The organism is Paenibacillus sp. DRB1-1 (assembly GCF_052119485.1).
Taxonomy (GTDB): Bacteria; Bacillota; Bacilli; order Paenibacillales; family Paenibacillaceae; genus Paenibacillus; species Paenibacillus polymyxa_B.
In genome coordinates this window covers 4,998,474-5,013,753 of record NZ_JBODQH010000001.1, presented here as the reverse complement: position 1 = coordinate 5,013,753, position 15,280 = coordinate 4,998,474, and the positions used below count along the sequence as shown (strand labels likewise).

The window sequence follows — 15,280 nt, the reverse complement described above, 5'->3', positions numbered from 1 at the left end:
TCAGTTATTGAAATTATAAGAATGCTCCATATGTAAAATGACTACAGCAAATAGATAAGTATACACTCATCCCTTTGTATAACCGCGCAGGTTGCCTCAAATAAGCTTCTCTGTAGAAGAATATCTCTTCATGGACAAAAGCTTATCCGCTACCGCCGATCTCTGTAATCTCATATGGAATTGGCTAAGGCTGCACTCTTCTCATCTCAACTCTGTCTCTGGCTAACTCTACTCTACTTAACTCTGCTACACACACTATATCTCATGGAATGTTACTTTGGCAACCATCAACTTTAAAAACGGGCACTTATTTCCCTTGGGAAGCCAGGTCCGGTCTTAACGCCTGTGCTCCGTTCAAATATACATGTTTAATTTCCCGCTGGGATTTATCGGTGTTTACCTGTACCATCAAACGGATGCAATTGGGTAAACTGCCTGCCACAGGAATTTCTAATGCACACATGAGCGGAACCATATCCCAGCCATCAAGCTGACGAATGGCCTTGGCTGGAAAGGCAGTATCCAGGTCATGGGTCACCGTAATCCATACGTTACTAATATCCTCCGGCTGAATTTCATTGTAGGATACAATTTCCTCCAGTAGTTGGCATGTTGCTTCCAAAATTTCGTTTTCTTCATTATTCACTACGGTCGTCGCGCCACGAATTCCCCGATTGTACATCGTTACGCCCCCTCTTTTAACTGTTCAATAACTTGTCGGATGTAAGAGACGGAAATATCCTTCACAACCTCCACGTGCCCGATGCTACGTGGGACGACAAAAGTAATGCTGCCTTCTTTGAACTTTTTGTCATGCATCATCGCGTCCAGCAGCCGATCTGTATCGAGATGTGACGGAAGGGAGGTCGGTAGCCGTAGCGAAGACAACATATCCTTCGTTTCATCTACCAAAGAAGGATCTGCCCCCAGCTTCACGCCCAAAAGTGCGGAGCCGACCATACCAATAGAAATGGCTTCCCCGTGTAAAAACTCACCATATCCCGCAATGGCTTCAATGGCATGGCCAATCGTATGACCTAGGTTTAGAATAGCGCGTAAATTATTTTCTCGTTCATCGCGCGACACCACTTCGGCTTTTACGGAACATCCCTTTTCCAGACCGTACTCCAGAGCTGTCGCATCCAGCGCAAGCAAATCAGTCGCATGGTCACGGCACCACTGGGCGAAATCAGCATCCCAGATCAAACCATGCTTGATCATTTCAGCAAGCCCCGCAGATACCTCACGAGGAGGCAAGGTAGACAACGTATCTACGTCATATAACACAAGTTCCGGTTGATGGAAGGCTCCTATCATATTCTTCGCCAAAGGATGGTTGATGCCGACCTTACCGCCCACGCTACTATCATGGGCAAGGATCGTAGTGGGGATCTGTACAAACTTGACACCTCTCATATAAGAAGCTGCCACAAATCCAGCCAAATCACCCACCACACCACCACCAAGTGCAATAACGGCTGAATTGCGATCTAAACCGCCCTCAATGGCTGCTGTTATGACCTGCTCAAATACAGCAAGCGACTTGGAGGTTTCACCTGGCTTAACGACAAAGGACACTGTCTTGTAGCCAGATGCCTGAAGATTGCTCTCCAATGTTGCCAAGTAGAATCCCGCTACATTTTCGTCAGAAACAATCAACAACGGGCTTTTTTGCGCAATTCCTCGTTCCTTCAACAACTCTCCGGCTCGATGTAACAGCCCTCGTCCGATATGAATAGGATAAGAACGTTCGCCAAGCTGTACCGTCAGCGTACTCATCTTAGTACCGCCCCAGTTGTTCTTCGTAGGATGCAATATTCGCGCGAATCTCTTCAATCGAATCCCCACCGAATTTTTCTAGCAAAGCTTTCGCAATCTCCCAAGCTACGACATGCTCCATAACTACGCTTGCCGCTGGCACTGCACATGCATCCGAACGCTCAACCTGTGCGGTGAACGCTTCCTTTGTATCAATGTCGACGCTTTGCAACGGCTTGTAGAGTGTGGGAATCGGCTTCATTACGCCACGAACCACAACTGGCATTCCATTCGTCATACCACCCTCAAAACCACCCAAACGATTGGTACGACGGTGATATCCACGTTCCTCATCATATAGAATCTCATCATGCACCTGTGAACCGCGCAATTCCCCTGCTTCAAAGCCGATGCCAATTTCCACGCCTTTAAATGCATTAATCGACATGACGCCTTGTGCGATACGTGCATCCAGTTTCCGATCATACTGTACATGACTGCCCAGACCAATCGGAACACCTTCTACAATACATTCCACTACCCCACCGACTGAATCACCTTCTTGCTTGATCAGATCAATGTATGCTTCCATTTTCTTTTCGGTTTCTGGATCGGTTACTCTCACCGAGGAGGCTTCTGTCACGGCAATCAGCTCATCAATCGGCAAATCACGGTAAGGAGCTTCGATTTCCCCAATACGGATGACCTGACCTGCCACCTTGATTCCGAACTCAGCCAGCAATTGACGGGCCAAACCGCCGCATGCCACACGAATTGCTGTTTCACGTGCACTGGAGCGCTCCAGCACGTTACGAAGGTCCTTCAGGTTGTATTTCATTCCGCCATTCAAATCTGCATGACCCGGACGTGGCCGGTGAACCCGACGCTTGTCTTCATCACTGCCTTCAATAGGCTCAATATTCATAATGTTCTGCCAGTGCTTCCAATCGTTATTTTCCACAACCAGCGCAATCGGTGCACCTGTGGTATAACCGTGACGTACGCCTCCGGCAATCTTCGCCGTATCTTTTTCAATCTGCATACGCCGACCCCGTCCATACCCTTTCTGACGACGGTGCAGCTGAAAATTCAATTCCTCAAAATCCAATTTTAAATTGCTCGGCATACCCTCTACAATAGCAGTTAGCTGGGGACCATGCGTTTCCCCCGCGGTTAAATAACGTAAACTCATGACGCGTTCCCCCTTTAAACTGTTAAACTGTGCATCGCTAAAATCTTTAACTGTGCTTCATTATAGTATACGCACCTTTCTTTGACAAGAAAAGCCACGTGTATGCAGATAAACAAAAACACGCCTCTTAGCCAAAGGGGCTAAAGGACGTGCTTTGCTGATAAGCAACCATCAATTACTCAAGGATATAAATAAGTTCCTACAAAACTTTGGATAATATGTGCAAGCTTATGCTTTTTTGCGATAAAAAAAGGTTTCCGTCGATTCCAGACCATATTGGTTAGGAGAAAAGATTTGCTCTGTACTACCGACAAATAACACACCGCCGGGACGAAGACTGGCTGCAAACTTTTGATACAACGTATGTTTGGCCTCTTCTGTAAAATAAATCATTACATTTCGACAGATAATGAGATCATAACCATCCTCAAACCGATCCAGCAGCAAGTTTTGCTTTTGAAATTTCACGGCTTGTTTCAAACGGTCATCAATTCGATACATCGCACCATCCGGCTTAAAATATTTACTAGCTACCTGCTCAGGTACATCCTTGAGCGAACGCTCCAAATATTTGCCTTCCTTGGCTTTTGCCAATGCACCGTCATCAATGTCGGAAGCTGTAATGGAACAATTCCCCAAAATCCCTTTACCGTCGAGAACCATAGCCAGGCTATAAGGCTCTTCACCAGTCGAGCAGGCCGCACTCCACAGCTTAAGCTTCTGCTTCCCCACAAGCAGTTGTGGCAAGATTGTATCCCGTAGTACTTCCCACCGATTGGGATTTCGCCAAAATTCCGAAACATTGATCGTCATCCGATCTAGAAATTCATAGAATAGAGGTTTTTCCTTCATCATGGCATCATAAAAAGAAACAAAACTGGGAAACCCGTTTTTGTTGCGAAGCGTAGTTAACCGCCTTTTCATCTGTGCTTCTTTGTATTGTGCAAGATCAATACCTGTGCTGTCCTTGATTTTGCGGATAAACGCTGTGTAATCGGGGTCCGTCTGACCCAGTTCCATATCTGTCATGCTACCATCCTTCTTCATACGTAATTTAACTTACATCCAGGTCGCCACACTTTTTTCATACCGAACGGATTCTTCCGGCATGAAAAAATTTGCAATCTCGCGCTCTGCGCTCTCCGGTGAATCTGAACCATGAATGAGGTTAAACGGTGTATGTGCTGCAAAGTCTCCACGAATTGTGCCCGGAAGAGCTTCAGTTACTTGTGTTTTACCAATCAACAAGCGGGAAAGCGTAACGATGTTATCCCCTTCCCATACCATAGCAAACACAGGGCCTGATGTGATAAAACCTACAAGCTCTTCAAAAAAGGGCTTGCCCACATGCTCCGCATAATGCCGTTCTGCCTGTTCTCTAGACACTTGCACAAGCTTGCCAGCCGCCATTTTGAAGCCTTTGTCTTCCAGTCGACTGATAATGCGTCCAATCAATCCACGTTGTACACCATCCGGTTTAACCATCAAAAAAGTACGATCCATCGGCTCACTCCCAATCCAATCTAATGTATTTATACAGTACTAAACTGTATTGTAACAGAAAGCTTGGAACCGGTTAAAGCATTTTGTCACAGCAAACCCAAAACACAACTTTAGTAGGAGCGGCGTGTTACAAAATGAGCAATATCGCGTAGCGTCTTTTTTGTTTTGACATCTGGTAGTAAGTCCAGCGCGTTTAGCGCTTTATTAATATATCGGTCGGCGAGAATTTCAGCTTTAGCGATTCCTTCACTTTTTTTGATCATATCCACCGCTTTGCGTGCGTCTCCTTGCCCATCTCCATCCTGAATGCGGCGGATTTCAGCCAGTAGATCGGCACGCAACTCAGGCTGTTCAAGCGCATAAATCACCGGAAGCGTAATATTCCCCTGTCTCATATCGCTGCCCGGCGGCTTGCCAATCTTTTTTTCCGTGCCACAAAGATCAAGCAGATCATCCTGAATTTGAAAAGCCATACCTACGTTATAACCGTAGCTATACAGCAGGGAATTGACACTTTCTCGTGCCCCTGCAGCCATAGCTCCCAGCTGGCAACTAACCGCAATCAACAATGCCGTTTTGCGCCGTATGCGAAGTAAATAATTACGCACACTCTGATCCACATTAAAAAAATCACGAATTTGTTCCATTTCACCAATGGACATCTGCACCAGCGCTTTAGACAGTACCCGGTGAATGTCGGGATTCGGCAGTCCAGCAGCAATAGACAGCGCACGTGCATATATGTAGTCTCCGGTGTACATAGCCACCCGATTGTCCCATTTGGACTTCACGGTGGGTTGACCGCGTCTCATTTCCGCATCGTCAATCACATCGTCGTGAACGAGAGAGGCAGAATGAATCAGTTCCAGAGGTACCGCTATACGCTTGAGCTTGTCCAGATCATATTCTCCAAACTTGCCTCCCAGCAATACAAATACGGGACGCAAACGCTTGCCCCCTGCTTTAAGCAGATGAAGCGACGTATCGTTAATCAGCGGCTCCGAACTGTCGATACTGCGATACAACTCTTCTTCTATAAAGTTCATATCCTTCTTTAATAAACCGAACAAATCCAATCGTTTCATTCTTTCACCCGTGTCAGCGTATTGTCACTCCAGAGAAGCGGCTTCACTTGTCGGTCAAGCAGCCCCAGTTCATGCGCATACTGAAAATAAAGCTCTAAACCTTGTTGTTGCTTCTCTCCAAAATCATAACACAGATTAGTAAAGTAGCGCTCCCAATAATCTCGCAGACCTCCAATTTCCTCGCATGCTTCAGAAATAACAGGCGTCAGGTCCGACAGACTAAGCTGCTTGCTTGCGCGGAACGCACTTGCAATTTCAGCCACCGCCGCGGGATTTTGAGCAGCAACAGCACGTCGTACTGCCCATACAGCAAAAGTCATACTGTAGCCTGTCCAGCGCTTCCACTCTTCTCCGAGGTCCGTAACATACAGACCTTCGCTTCGCCAAGATGCCTTAATCGCGTGATCTCCAATCAGCAGCCCTGCATCTGCCAGTTCCAGCATCAAGTCAAGATCCGGTTCACAGTCAAAATAGGAAGGCTGACCTTCCCATGCCTTTTGCATCAAAATTTTCAACAAATTCACGGATGTAGCAGACGTATTCGTTAGTGCAATGGTTCCGTTTTTGATTTCGTCCAGCGGCTTGCGTGAAAATAGCAAAATGGATTGCACAGGACCATCTGCACTGACGGATAAATCCGGCAACAATAGCATTTCCTCAGCACCCGATGCATACGCAAAGGAGGACATCGCACTGATATCCAAACTCCCATTCAGCATACCTCGATTCAATTCAGCCGGAACTTTAGAAACCATCTCCGCCGAATGGAGAAGCTTAGAAGGATTAAAATAATGAAAAATAGGCCAAGCGTTCGTATATTTAATTTTTCCGATTGTGATTGTCTTGGTGTCCGGTGTCGGCATCGGAATCCCCCCATCTCGTAAACAGTTGATGTTCTATACGCAAGCTGTCCAATACTTTGCCTACGAGGAACAGCACAATATCATCCAGCGTCTTCGGATGAAAGTAAAAAGCCGGCATAGCCGGAATCATTTTGACGCCGAGTCTCGCAAGCTTAAGCATGTTTTCCAAATGAATGGCATGTAGAGGCGTTTCACGAGGCACAAGGATCAGCGGACGACCTTCCTTCATCATCACGTCCGCTGCCCTCGCCATGAGGTTATCGGACGAACCGTGTGCTACTGCTGACAACGTCCCCATCGAGCATGGCATAATAATCATCGCATCCACCAAATAAGAGCCGCTCGCAATCGAAGCTCCAATATCTGTGAATTGATGGTATACAAGAGAACCGGGACGGCCTCCGAATTGTTCATTCAAAGCCCCTTCCCGGTCAGTCACATTCCAGCCCAACTCCTCTTTCAAAACCCGCCAGCCAGCATTGGAAACGATCAGGTGAACTGTGTATTGCAAGTCCAGCAGAGTCTCTACCAGTCGCACACCATAAATGCTTCCGCTCGCGCCTGTAATGCCAATAACGATTCGTTTGCCTTGATGTCCGCTCACCTGATTATTCATTAGTATTGACGCACCACCAAATCAATCAGTGTAAAGGCAAACACGACAGTGCTAAGTACACCGTTCATAGTAAAGAATGCCGTCTGCAAGCGACTCAAATCTTTTGGAGATACGATATAGTGTTCATAAAATAAAATAATGTACGAAATAATCATGCCCGCCAGATACCACCAGCTTAAATCTGCAATAAAGAACAGTACAATAAATCCGATTGCCGTAATGACGTGGAATGCCCGAGCGATGTTCAACGCACCTGCTACACCAAAACGGGCAGGAATAGAATAAACTCCTTCGTTTTGGTCAAAATCTATATCCTGACAAGCATAAATTACATCAAATCCCGCCGTCCAAAATGCAATCGTGAGATATAGTACGATAGCGGTCAAATCTATTTGTCCCGTTACTGCAACCCACGCGCCGAGTGGCGCCAAACCAATGGTCAGACCAAGTACAATATGGCAAAGCCAAGTGAAACGCTTGGTGTAAGAATAAAAAACGAGCATAAAAAAGGCCAGCGGGAACAGCTTGAACGCCAGCGGACTTAACTTGAATGATGCCCAGAATAACAACACCAAACTGACGATAATGAAAATCACCACTTCGCTCGATTTGAGCAACCCCGCCGGGATAGCGCGTCCTGCTGTGCGCGGATTTTTCCCGTCAATCACCCGGTCAATCATTCGATTGAAGCCAAAAGCCGCGCTACGTGCGCCAACCATAGCTAGCAGGATCCAGCCGATCTGCGGCCAGGAGGGAAGGTTGCCTGTCACGATAACAGACCCCAATACAGCCCCCATGAATGCAAATGGGAGCGCAAATAACGTATGTTCAATTTTAATCATTTCCAAAAAAATAGCAATTTTCTTAAACATGCTGACTCTCCTTGATTCCAATGTGCAATGCCGCAATGCCTCCGGTGAGAGAATGAGCCTGAACATCCTTCAATCCGACTTCACGGAAGATGCCAGCCAACTCATCCCTTCCTGGAAAAAGCGCCAACGAATCAGGGAGCCATTTATACTGCTCATAACGTTTGGCGAACAATTTGCCGAGCATGGGCAAGATGTGTTGAAAATATGTGTAGTAAATTCCCTTGAACGGCTGCCAAGTAGGTTTGGACAATTCCAGACATACGACCTGCCCGCCAGGTTTGACGACTCGTTGCATCTCCTGTAACACGTGGCGCAGATCAGGCACGTTGCGCAGACCGAAACCAATCGTCGCATAATCAAATGAATTATCTTCAAAAGGTAGTTCCATCGCGTTGCCCTGAACAAGCTTAATTTGCTTTTCACGGGATTCTGATGTAATCTTACGCTCGCCAACATTGAGCATGTTCTGACTAAAATCGAGTCCTACGATGTGACCACTTTCACTTGCTCGCGCCATCGCAAGCGTCCAGTCACATGTACCACAGCAAAGATCAATTGCCGTATCGCCGCGATGCATGTTCATTTTTTTCATAGTAAATTTCCGCCAAGCCTTATGTCTGCGAAAGCTCAGTATATCGTTCATCAAATCGTATTTACCTGCTATGCTTTCAAACACGCCATGAACGAATTGCTCTTTCGGCTTGGTGTCGCTTGATCCCATCACGTTCACCTAACCTTCCCTCACAACTGGGTGCGGACTATTTAGCAGCTTCAGGAAAGGCTCAAGCATGCGTTCAAATTCCTCGATCCCCGTATTTTGATCATCTGACAGGATCTGCCGGATGTGTGTAACAGCCGTGCGAAGCTTGTCCAGTATCGCATCCTCGGCTTTGTATTTCATAACAAGCTTACGCCATGCTTCAGTGTCAGTACCACTCTCTGAAAGCAATGCCTGCTCGTTCCGATCCCCGTTACCATAAATATGCCAGAACATATATCCGAAACGGGACTTGTCTGGTTCTGTCCGCTTGCCCCATTCCTCCACCAAGGTGTCACAGAGGGCAAATTTGTTGAGAAGCTGCTTCCAAATTTCCTGATCCTGTTCTGCTACAAGTGAAGTGAATGATAAAAAAAGCTCCTTTTTGAAACGAACCATCTGAGTTAAATACTGAGTTGCATCCAATCGGAATTGCTTCATCCCCCAGTACAGACTCATTTTCCCTGCGTTCACTTCACATACAGCATCACTCAGCTTCGAAATGGCCGTGATGCGGCCTGCCAGTGCAAGCAGCTGATAAAAACGACTGCTAAAATAGTCCCCAGCTAACACTTTCAGCTGTCTGGAACGCATCTCCTCCGGGCTCCGTATACCGGATAAAGTATCAATCATATCATGCGTATCCAGCCCCATCTGCACAAGTGAGGTTACCAATGCGTACAGTTCGTCCTCACTGGCATGCAGCTCCTGCGCATTCCGGTTCAAAAACACAAACATCAAACGGGTACGGCTGTCAGGAAAAGCCGGCATTTCCGTATGTTGTTGAATCATGTCGTATTCCACATATTTCCTTGCTAATTGGGGTACGCGATACGGTTTCATCCTAAGCCTCCGAGACATGACTTTCTGCTATACTCAAATAATTGCAATGCCTTATATTATATCACAATTTAAAATGATTCGCGACTAAAGTACTGTAGGTCCACCGGCAGAAACATCTAATCTGTATATACACCGTTAAACCTGTTTTGCCACATGGGCGTTACTGTAATGCGGAAACGGGATTTCAAATCCTCTGGCAATTCCGCGCCTTCCCGGCTTCTCAGCTGTTCCAATGCCTCGTTCGTCCACTCGTTCCGACGTATATCGGATGCAAGCAGCAAATGACGTTCTCCTGACCATTCGTCCTGCGTCACCACCCGAAGCAGCAATTGCCGTACATTCGTCGTTCCGTAAAAGCTAAAGGCGGCAAGCTCCGCCATGTTTTGATAAATCTCTAGTGGGGCAGTTTCTTCCTTGGACAGCTTGACATCCAGGGTCAGGACTGAATGTTCCCAGCTTGCGCTTGCAATCGGTGTGGTCAACGGTAGCTCGTTCAGCGTATCCACCAGATTGTCATCCGACAGCAGCACCCGTTGCTGAGGCGAAATCGTCGCCTGTGTCTCGCGAACTGCTGCGGTTCCTGAGTCCAGCACCTGTAAGGACGGCAGCAACACAGCTGCTGCGATGGTTATGAGAATGGAGCCACCGAATACAATCCAAGGTTTCATCAGAGCCTCCCCTGACCTCTACCTCATAATGTGGGTTTGCTACGGTAAAGGTCCTCACTCTCATTCTACAACAAAAAAAAGCAGGCTATGCCTGCATTTTAATCCTCCGTATCTACTACCCCGTGCTTAGTCATCACAACGGCTTTGCCGCGAATTTTAATAGCAGAAGTATGATCCGTAAATTGGACGATCAGCACCTCGCCCTTGTCCAATTTTTCTGAATGATGCAAGCGTGTATCCTGACCTCTGGTCAGACCAAAAACCTGACATCCGTTGCTTTTCGCTTTAATTACGACGTACTCACTGCTACCCGTCACGTTATCTTCCATGTCCTTTTCCTCCCTGAGAGCCGAAGCTATACTTTTTATGATGGAGATTCAAGCTTGTTTTGTCAACTACATGCTTCCTTCGCTACCTGCAACAATTAGCGTGTCCCGAGCCATACTATCTGTGCAGTCCCATCTATTAAAGAAAGGAACGGATCTGATGAAAAACTATCTTCCCGCCAATCTCAGTCCTGCCCAAATCGAACGACTTCAACAGCTGGAGCATGAATTTGCCGAGCTAACAGGTGAACCCCTAGTGCTGATCGCTTATGCCTCGCGAAACGGCAGAACAGCTTCCTCTTCTTCAGTCCATAGCACCTCTACCACGAAGTAAACAGGACAAAAAGAAAAGGCCGTGAATCAAATTCACGGTCTTTTCAGCGCATTGGGAATATGTAAGAAATCTTATTTAATTCCGTCTTTGAGCGCTTTACCCGGTTTAAATGCCGGAATTTTGCTCGCAGGGATTTCGATTTCTTCTCCTGTTTGCGGGTTACGTCCTTTACGTGCGGAACGTTCACGAACCTCAAAGTTCCCGAAACCTACCAGTTGCACCTTATCTCCGCTTTGCAGCGCTCCAGAGATCGCCTCAAATACTGCATCGATTGCTTTGGTTACGTCCTTTTTGGACAATTCAGTGCTTTCAGAAACCTGATTGATCAAATCCGTTTTATTCATAATATTCACCTCCCAATTCAAGTGTAGTCCAGCATTAAGGTTATCGGTGTTAATGACCGATATGAGGTCGCCTGTATAAAATAACCCGGGCGGCGTACTGCCTTCCATAATGTTATCATCTGTTTCCGTTTCGTCGTTAAATATACATAGAATATACCTAACCTCCGCAATATAGGCCGAAACTGGCGTTTTATGGCACCCTTCTTGCGTGGAACAAGGTTTATAGTAATACAGTCCACAGACAATTTCAAGTACGACGACGGTTTAACACGTAAAAAGTAACGGCCAGCGCAAGCACCAGCACTACTCCCTTGACAATATCATGGGCAAAATATTGCACATTCATCATCGTTAGTCCATTAACCAACACGCCGATCAAAACCGCACCAATAAATGTACCAATGACATTGGGTTTACCAGCACCAAAGACCGAAAAACCGACGAATACTGCAGCTACCGCCTCCATGAGCAAGGGGGACCCCGCGTCAATTTGGCCTGAGCCTACTCGCGAGGCATACAAAATACCGGCAATCGCCGCAAATACCCCTGAAGCAACATAGGCTAGAGTACGGACTTTTTTTACCCGTATGCCCGACAGACGAGCAGCTTCCTCATTTCCACCCGTTACATACATTTGACGCCCATGCTTTGTATAGGTCAAGAAGACATGCACCGCTGCCACTGCCAGCAACAGTAAAATAACTGAAATCGGGATACCCAACCATTTACCTTGCCCCAGCAAAAGAAATGCAGGAGATATCTCCCCCGGCGCCTTGCTGCCATCGGGAAACTGCATATGATTGTATATGGTATAGCCTTGGGCGTACGTTTTGTGAATCCCGCTTACAATATACATGATTGCAAGGGTCGCGAGCAAATCAGGAATACGCAGTTTAATGATCAGTAATGAATTCAACAGTCCTACCAAAGCACCGACAACCAGAGACACAATAATGACCACCGCAACAGGCTGCTCATACCAGACCATCAAAGAAGCTGAAACGACCGTTGTCAAAGATACTGTAGCTCCCACCGACAGGTCAAAACCGTCCACAATAAGTGACAACGTCACACCAATGGCAACGAAAGTCACAATGGCAATTGAGCCAAGAATGTCCATTAAATTATCATACGTCCAGAAATAAGGTAATGTAGATGAAAAAAACGCCAACACACCTATAATGACAACTACGGCACCGTAACGAAATGAGACGTTTAACCATTTTTCCTTCATGAATGCACCTCTTCAGCGCCGCTGGCATACAACAGAAGCTGTTCCTGTTCCGCTTCGCCCCGCGCAAATTCCTTTATAATTTTGCCATCATACATCACTGCAATCCGATCACCAATGCCAATCCCTTCAGCAAATTCACAGGTTAGATAAATGATCGCTTTTCCTTGTTCCGCCAACTCGCCAATGATACGGAAAATATCACTTTTTGCCCCTATATCTACACCCTTGGTTGGCTCGTCAAAAACAAATACATCCGCTCCAGAATGCAACCATTTCCCAATCGCAACTTTTTGCTGATTCCCACCACTTAAATATTTAACATTCTGGCGGAGCGATGGCGTCTTAATACCGAGAGAGGCGACAATCCCATTACCGTTATTTCGTTCTTTATGCCGACTAATGAAACCAAGGACACTCAGCTTGCCCAAAAGCGGAAGGCTGAGATTTCTTTCCACACTCTCCTCAATCAACACCCCCTGCTTACGCCGCTCCTCGGGTATGGACACAATTCCTTGAGCTACCGCGTCCGCTGGCTCTCTCAATCGAATGGAGCGACCTTTAAAGGTCAGCTCTCCCTTATCCGGCTTGTCTGCTCCTGTAAGAAGTCGTGACAGTTCTGTCTTGCCTGCACCAACCAAACCCACAATAGAGAGAATTTCACCACATCGGACTTGTAAATCAACGCCGTGCACTCGTAATCCTTTGTGAAGCCCTTTTGCTTCCAATACCGTTTCACCAATCGGTACCTCTGTTTTTGGGAACTCCTCTTCAAATGTTTTCCCAAGCATATGCGTAACGATGTCTCCTACACTTAAATCAGAGGCAGACCCCGTGAACACGCGCTCACCATCACGCATCACCGTAACATGGTCACTGTGTTCGATAACCTCCGGCAATCGGTGTGTGATGAGGATACATGCAACTCCCTCATCCTTGAGTGTATGGATTGTGCGGAACAAACGTCGCGTTTCTTCCTCGCTGAGCGGCGCCGTAGGCTCATCAAAAATGATGGTATTTGCTTGCTGTGTCAAAATGCGTGCGATAAGCACAAGCTGTTTTTCTGCCAACGTCAATTCAGACACATATCGTCGTACGTCAATATCTACCTCCAGACGTGCTAATGCCTCACGCGCTCGTCTTCGCATAGAACCCGGTGCAGCCCACCATCGACCATCAGGTGCAGACAAATCGTCCATTACAATATTTTCAGCGACAGTTAACTGAGGTACAAGCGCTGAATCGACCTCTTGATACACACAGTGAATTCCCGCTCTTTTAGCCTCCCACGGTGAACTAATGTTCAGTTCCTTGCCACCAACTACGATAGCTCCCTGATCGGAACGATACGCACCGGACAAAATCTTCATCAATGTGCTTTTCCCTGCCCCGTTGGCGCCCAGCAGAGCGTGTATTTCGCCACCCTGCACCGTAAAATCCACAGCTCGCAGCGCATCTACACCAGCAAACTGTTTGCTGATTTTTTTCATTTCCAATGTATATACTTGTGAACTCATGGTGCCCCCTCACGTCTGCTTATGATAAAAGCGCGCCGAAGCGCGCCTTTGCGTTATGCAAACATTTTATTTGGATGTTTCATATTCCTTCATCCAATCCTTATAGCCCTGCTCGCTTTGGCCCCATCCCTTCACATATTGGGACAGCTCGGATGTGGAAATTTGCTTATCTGGCAGTGCTTCGCGTTGCACATATACAGCCTTCAGTACGACTTTCTCCTCCGGATTATCCCCATGCAGCTTCTGATATGCATAGCGCACTTGTACGCGCCCGATATCTGTTGGATCTACGGCTGCCGAGGCCACCCAAGGATTTTTCGGGTCCTGGATCATTTGCAAGTCCTCGTCGCTCATGTCAATGCCGTAGACTTTAATTTCCGTACGTCCCGCTTGTTGGATGGCACGGGCTGCGCCTTTGGCAAACTCATCCCACGCCGCCCAGACGGCTGTAATTTCGCCCTTAGGATATTGCTTTAATACAGCTTCCATTTTGGCTTGCGTATCCAACGCAGGATTCTGAGCCGAACCAAAAGTCGCAATTTCTTTAATATCCGGATTAGATTTCAAAAATGCACCATAAGCAACCTGACGACGTTCCATCGGTGCAAATCCGGCAACCCATACTTTCACAATGTTGCCTTTGCCACCGATATCCTTTTTCATTTGCTCCAGCGTCAGCTCAGCCATGCTTTGGTCATCCTGTGAGAGCACTACCGCACCCGGAACATTGACGGCAGCATCGAACACGATAACCGGAATATTGCGGGAAATTGCTTTTTTCAGCCCTGTCTCCAGCAATGCATCACCGTGATCAGTCAAAATGACATCAAACTGCTGGTTAATCGCACTATCAAGCAGAGAAGCCATTTTAGCCTTATCGTTATCTGCCACAAACTTAGTCAGCGTACCGCCGAATTTCTTAACTTCCTCTTCCACACCTTGAACATACTGTTGCGAAAATGTGCCCGTGTTAAACTCCATGATCAACGCAACCCGTTTACCCTTTAGATTTAAATTGTCCGTTTTTCCGTTTGTTGTATTCGATCCTGCAGTGCTTGTCCCTTGAGTGCCGCTCTCTGTTTTCGGCACGCCACATGCAGTGACCAGCAAAACCAGCACCAGTAGCATGATAGCCCCCAGCCCTAGCTTTTTGTTTCTTTGGAGCTCTTTTTGGATATTCATGATTTCATTTCCCCCTCGTTCAATCCACAAAATGATTCAAATTTGATACTTAATATATCGCGTTAAACCAAGTATGTAAATAGGTTTTATGAAATATAGAAAAAATTCCGACTACATCTGACAAAATACGACAATTCCATAAAAAAATTAAACAACCGCCCCCGTTTGAATAACGAGGAACGGTTGCTG

Annotated in this window: 18 protein-coding genes; 1 reads left to right on the top strand and 17 read right to left on the bottom strand. The window is 46.7% G+C overall.

What is annotated here, in order from left to right:
- Nucleotides 1-307: 307 nt before the first annotated feature.
- The 13 genes from aroH to mtrB form a co-directional block, all read right to left on the bottom strand.
- Complete coding sequence (aroH, locus tag ACQW03_RS22400) at nt 308-682, bottom strand: chorismate mutase (protein WP_071641384.1); 375 nt, start codon at nt 680-682, stop codon at nt 308-310.
- Between the two features lie 2 nt (nt 683-684).
- Nucleotides 685-1,779, bottom strand: coding sequence for a 3-dehydroquinate synthase (gene aroB / locus ACQW03_RS22395; RefSeq protein ID WP_071641386.1), 1,095 nt, complete (start codon nt 1,777-1,779; stop codon nt 685-687).
- 1 nt (nt 1,780) lies between these two features.
- A complete protein-coding gene (aroC, locus tag ACQW03_RS22390) occupies nt 1,781-2,950 on the bottom strand; it encodes a chorismate synthase (protein ID WP_028540638.1) in 1,170 nt (389 codons plus the stop codon).
- A gap of 228 nt (nt 2,951-3,178) precedes the next feature.
- On the bottom strand, nt 3,179-3,979 hold the full coding sequence (locus tag ACQW03_RS22385) for a CheR family methyltransferase (protein WP_023989169.1): 801 nt from the start codon (nt 3,977-3,979) through the stop codon (nt 3,179-3,181).
- Nucleotides 3,980-4,009: 30 nt separating this feature from the next.
- Nucleotides 4,010-4,453, bottom strand: coding sequence for a nucleoside-diphosphate kinase (gene ndk / locus ACQW03_RS22380; RefSeq protein WP_039271067.1), 444 nt, complete (start codon nt 4,451-4,453; stop codon nt 4,010-4,012).
- Between the two features lie 110 nt (nt 4,454-4,563).
- The gene (locus tag ACQW03_RS22375) at nt 4,564-5,538 is read right to left on the bottom strand and encodes a polyprenyl synthetase family protein (protein WP_441951787.1); all 975 of its coding nucleotides are present in this window, start codon (nt 5,536-5,538) and stop codon (nt 4,564-4,566) included.
- Nucleotides 5,535-6,401, bottom strand: a complete 867-nt coding sequence (locus tag ACQW03_RS22370) for a menaquinone biosynthetic enzyme MqnA/MqnD family protein (RefSeq protein WP_104496872.1) — start codon at nt 6,399-6,401, stop codon at nt 5,535-5,537. Before ACQW03_RS22370 ends, ACQW03_RS22375 begins: the two co-directional genes overlap by 4 nt.
- Complete coding sequence (locus tag ACQW03_RS22365) at nt 6,358-7,017, bottom strand: UbiX family flavin prenyltransferase (RefSeq protein WP_441951785.1); 660 nt, start codon at nt 7,015-7,017, stop codon at nt 6,358-6,360. Before ACQW03_RS22365 ends, ACQW03_RS22370 begins: the two co-directional genes overlap by 44 nt.
- A complete protein-coding gene (locus ACQW03_RS22360) occupies nt 7,017-7,889 on the bottom strand; it encodes a UbiA-like polyprenyltransferase (RefSeq protein WP_028540635.1) in 873 nt (290 codons plus the stop codon). Before ACQW03_RS22360 ends, ACQW03_RS22365 begins: the two co-directional genes overlap by 1 nt.
- On the bottom strand, nt 7,882-8,610 hold the full coding sequence (locus tag ACQW03_RS22355) for a demethylmenaquinone methyltransferase (protein WP_023989173.1): 729 nt from the start codon (nt 8,608-8,610) through the stop codon (nt 7,882-7,884). The genes ACQW03_RS22360 and ACQW03_RS22355 overlap by 8 nt, the downstream gene beginning before the upstream one ends.
- 9 nt (nt 8,611-8,619) lie before the next feature.
- Nucleotides 8,620-9,489, bottom strand: coding sequence for a heptaprenyl diphosphate synthase component 1 (locus ACQW03_RS22350; protein WP_076293035.1), 870 nt, complete (start codon nt 9,487-9,489; stop codon nt 8,620-8,622).
- A 116-nt stretch (nt 9,490-9,605) separates the two neighbouring features.
- Nucleotides 9,606-10,157, bottom strand: coding sequence for a hypothetical protein (locus ACQW03_RS22345; protein ID WP_023989175.1), 552 nt, complete (start codon nt 10,155-10,157; stop codon nt 9,606-9,608).
- Between the two features lie 98 nt (nt 10,158-10,255).
- Nucleotides 10,256-10,486, bottom strand: coding sequence for a trp RNA-binding attenuation protein MtrB (mtrB, locus tag ACQW03_RS22340; protein WP_013310730.1), 231 nt, complete (start codon nt 10,484-10,486; stop codon nt 10,256-10,258).
- Nucleotides 10,487-10,523: 37 nt separating this feature from the next.
- On the opposite strand from mtrB, the gene ACQW03_RS22335 reads away from it, so the two are divergent.
- Nucleotides 10,524-10,817: a hypothetical protein gene (locus ACQW03_RS22335; RefSeq protein ID WP_104496870.1), complete on the top strand. Its 294-nt coding sequence runs from the start codon at nt 10,524-10,526 to the stop codon at nt 10,815-10,817.
- A 71-nt stretch (nt 10,818-10,888) separates the two neighbouring features.
- Here the strand turns inward: ACQW03_RS22335 and ACQW03_RS22330 are convergent, their stop codons facing one another.
- The 4 genes from ACQW03_RS22330 to ACQW03_RS22315 all read right to left on the bottom strand — a co-directional run bounded on the left by ACQW03_RS22330 (nt 10,889) and on the right by ACQW03_RS22315 (nt 15,091).
- A complete protein-coding gene (locus ACQW03_RS22330) occupies nt 10,889-11,161 on the bottom strand; it encodes an HU family DNA-binding protein (RefSeq protein WP_013310732.1) in 273 nt (90 codons plus the stop codon).
- A 247-nt stretch (nt 11,162-11,408) separates the two neighbouring features.
- The gene (locus ACQW03_RS22325; protein WP_013310733.1) at nt 11,409-12,395 is read right to left on the bottom strand and encodes an ABC transporter permease; all 987 of its coding nucleotides are present in this window, start codon (nt 12,393-12,395) and stop codon (nt 11,409-11,411) included.
- Entirely contained in the window at nt 12,392-13,909 is a 1,518-nt protein-coding gene (locus tag ACQW03_RS22320) for a sugar ABC transporter ATP-binding protein (RefSeq protein WP_441951780.1), read from the bottom strand. The genes ACQW03_RS22325 and ACQW03_RS22320 overlap by 4 nt, the downstream gene beginning before the upstream one ends.
- Before the next feature lie 66 nt (nt 13,910-13,975).
- On the bottom strand, nt 13,976-15,091 hold the full coding sequence (locus tag ACQW03_RS22315) for a sugar ABC transporter substrate-binding protein (protein ID WP_013310735.1): 1,116 nt from the start codon (nt 15,089-15,091) through the stop codon (nt 13,976-13,978).
- Nucleotides 15,092-15,280: the final 189 nt, after the last annotated feature.

Bases quoted from the DNA above. Each gene is read 5' to 3' on its own strand.
- aroH (WP_071641384.1), bottom strand. From the start codon at position 682: ATGTACAATCGGGGAATTCGTGGCGCGACGACCGTAGTGAATAATGAA.
- aroB (WP_071641386.1), bottom strand. From the start codon at position 1,779: ATGAGTACGCTGACGGTACAGCTTGGCGAACGTTCTTATCCTATTCAT.
- aroC (WP_028540638.1), bottom strand. From the start codon at position 2,950: ATGAGTTTACGTTATTTAACCGCGGGGGAAACGCATGGTCCCCAGCTA.
- ACQW03_RS22385 (WP_023989169.1), bottom strand. From the start codon at position 3,979: ATGACAGATATGGAACTGGGTCAGACGGACCCCGATTACACAGCGTTT.
- ndk (WP_039271067.1), bottom strand. From the start codon at position 4,453: ATGGATCGTACTTTTTTGATGGTTAAACCGGATGGTGTACAACGTGGA.
- ACQW03_RS22375 (WP_441951787.1), bottom strand. From the start codon at position 5,538: ATGAAACGATTGGATTTGTTCGGTTTATTAAAGAAGGATATGAACTTT.
- ACQW03_RS22370 (WP_104496872.1), bottom strand. From the start codon at position 6,401: ATGCCGACACCGGACACCAAGACAATCACAATCGGAAAAATTAAATAT.
- ACQW03_RS22365 (WP_441951785.1), bottom strand. From the start codon at position 7,017: ATGAATAATCAGGTGAGCGGACATCAAGGCAAACGAATCGTTATTGGC.
- ACQW03_RS22360 (WP_028540635.1), bottom strand. From the start codon at position 7,889: ATGTTTAAGAAAATTGCTATTTTTTTGGAAATGATTAAAATTGAACAT.
- ACQW03_RS22355 (WP_023989173.1), bottom strand. From the start codon at position 8,610: ATGGGATCAAGCGACACCAAGCCGAAAGAGCAATTCGTTCATGGCGTG.
- ACQW03_RS22350 (WP_076293035.1), bottom strand. From the start codon at position 9,489: ATGAAACCGTATCGCGTACCCCAATTAGCAAGGAAATATGTGGAATAC.
- ACQW03_RS22345 (WP_023989175.1), bottom strand. From the start codon at position 10,157: ATGAAACCTTGGATTGTATTCGGTGGCTCCATTCTCATAACCATCGCA.
- mtrB (WP_013310730.1), bottom strand. From the start codon at position 10,486: ATGGAAGATAACGTGACGGGTAGCAGTGAGTACGTCGTAATTAAAGCG.
- ACQW03_RS22335 (WP_104496870.1), top strand. From the start codon at position 10,524: ATGATGGAGATTCAAGCTTGTTTTGTCAACTACATGCTTCCTTCGCTA.
- ACQW03_RS22330 (WP_013310732.1), bottom strand. From the start codon at position 11,161: ATGAATAAAACGGATTTGATCAATCAGGTTTCTGAAAGCACTGAATTG.
- ACQW03_RS22325 (WP_013310733.1), bottom strand. From the start codon at position 12,395: ATGAAGGAAAAATGGTTAAACGTCTCATTTCGTTACGGTGCCGTAGTT.
- ACQW03_RS22320 (WP_441951780.1), bottom strand. From the start codon at position 13,909: ATGAGTTCACAAGTATATACATTGGAAATGAAAAAAATCAGCAAACAG.
- ACQW03_RS22315 (WP_013310735.1), bottom strand. From the start codon at position 15,091: ATGAATATCCAAAAAGAGCTCCAAAGAAACAAAAAGCTAGGGCTGGGG.